Consider the following 1,750-nt stretch of genomic DNA (forward strand, 5'->3'; position numbering starts at 1 on the left):
ATATGCGGCAGGGTTATACAGAAATGCGACAGTGGCCTGCTGGTCGTCAACGATCATTGCCTGCCTCCTGTTTGGCTGCGCCGGTGAAACGACCAAGGCCTTATCGAGGAAGTTGTCCCTCGAGTTATCGCTGTAGGGTCTGGACGTAACCGGCCAGTTCATGGATCCGTTCCCTGGTGACGATTTCTCCAGCGTTCGGGCCGTACTTCTTGGCGTCCCCGGGAAGGAACTGTCGACCCCAGACCGGCATGTCGCGCTCGCCATGCTCCGGCACGACGTAACGGCCATCGATCACCGCGAAAACGCGCCAGTAGGGGAATTCGCCGCCGTTCTGCTTGGACAGGTGCGTCAGGTCCGCTGGGCGCTTCAACATTTCATCGGCAAGGGATCCGTCGCCCTTGCCTTGAGGGCCATGGCAGACGGCACATGAGTTCATGTATTCCGCCTTGCCGTTGCCGACTTCCTGGGCGCCGGCCGCGTTGAAGCCCAAACCTGCAAACACTGCTGCGATCAGGATTTTCACTTACGAATCCACCAATTGCTTGGGTGAAAGCTACAGGCCGGGTTAGCGAGCACATTGATGCGTATCAAATGCCGCCGCGCTCTTCACGGTGTTTGATTCAGCGCAATGAACGCGCCGGCCGCACTCGATAATGACTGAAACCACGACTAATCCTTCCCTTAGAATGAGGAGTTGCCGCCGTGACTTTCAGGACACTGCTTACGATTACCGGACCGAACCAGGGCGAGGGCGATCTGAAGCTCGCCGCATCGCTGTGCGAACAGATAGATGCCCATCTCTCCGTGCTGGTTCTCGAGCTTGCTGCGCCGCCCTCAGGCGGTGAGTATGCTGTTGTCCTCTCACCAGCTTGGCTGGAGGAGCGTCAGGCCGACCTGAAAAGGCTCAAGAAACGAATTTCGGAGGTGGTGGCATTTGTTTCCCAAGCTGACGTATCAGCTGATCTGAGCGACGACTATCCCGATACCGCCTGGGCGGACGAGATCATCGGAAGGCGAGCCCGCTACGCCGATCTGGCCATTCTGGGGCCGGACCTGCTCGCAAGCCATACACTGAAGGACAAGGTCATCGAGGGCGTCTTGTTTTCGTCCGGCAGGCCCCTTCTGCTCGTTCCCGAGGGCTCGCGGCCGACACTGAAGCCGAAACGCGTGCTCGTCGCTTGGGACGCTCGTCTGGAATCTTCGCGCGCGCTGCGCGAGTCGCTTGACCTGCTGATAGGCGCCGAGGAGGTGCACATTGCCATCATCGATCCGGTTGAAGATGAATACCACCATGGTGCGGAACCGGGCGCAGATGCTGCGGCCTTTCTCGCACGGCACGGCGTGAAGGTTACGGTCGACAGGCTGCCGAGCTCGAACCATTCAGTCGCCGACGTTCTTCGCCGGCACGCTGTCGACACCGCCGCCGACCTGATGGTTATGGGGGCCTACGGTCATTCGCGGCTGCGCGAGCGCATCTTCGGTGGCGTCACCAAGTCGATGCTTGAGAATCCATCGCTGCCGATCCTGATGGCCCGGTAGCCATTCCAAGAAGCAGTCGGGCCGGCGCAATACCGCCGGCCCATGCTTTTGGAGCAACTTGCTGGGCCGAGCTGGCGGAACAGTCGGTAGTGTCTCAGTTTGAAATTTGCCGGAATGCAATATGCATTTCCCATATCGGGCCGAACTCCTATATGCTTAGCGCAAAGCATAGGAGAAGCCAGTCATGCCTTTTTGGGTGAAACTCACTTCA

General features: G+C 59.0%; 2 protein-coding genes. One reads left to right on the plus strand and one right to left on the minus strand.

Annotated elements, in window-relative coordinates:
• Positions 1 to 124: 124 nt before the first annotated feature.
• A complete protein-coding gene (locus EOA85_RS34515; RefSeq protein WP_127212662.1) occupies positions 125 to 523 on the minus strand; it encodes a cytochrome c in 399 nt (132 codons plus the stop codon).
• Positions 524 to 702: 179 nt separating this feature from the next.
• On the opposite strand from EOA85_RS34515, the gene EOA85_RS34520 reads away from it, so the two are divergent.
• The gene (locus EOA85_RS34520) at positions 703 to 1,539 is read left to right on the plus strand and encodes a universal stress protein (RefSeq protein WP_127212663.1); all 837 of its coding nucleotides are present in this window, start codon (positions 703 to 705) and stop codon (positions 1,537 to 1,539) included.
• Positions 1,540 to 1,750: the final 211 nt, after the last annotated feature.

The sequence above is a fragment of the Mesorhizobium sp. M5C.F.Ca.IN.020.29.1.1 genome (assembly GCF_003997375.1).
Classification (GTDB): Bacteria; Pseudomonadota; Alphaproteobacteria; order Rhizobiales; family Rhizobiaceae; genus Mesorhizobium; species Mesorhizobium wenxiniae.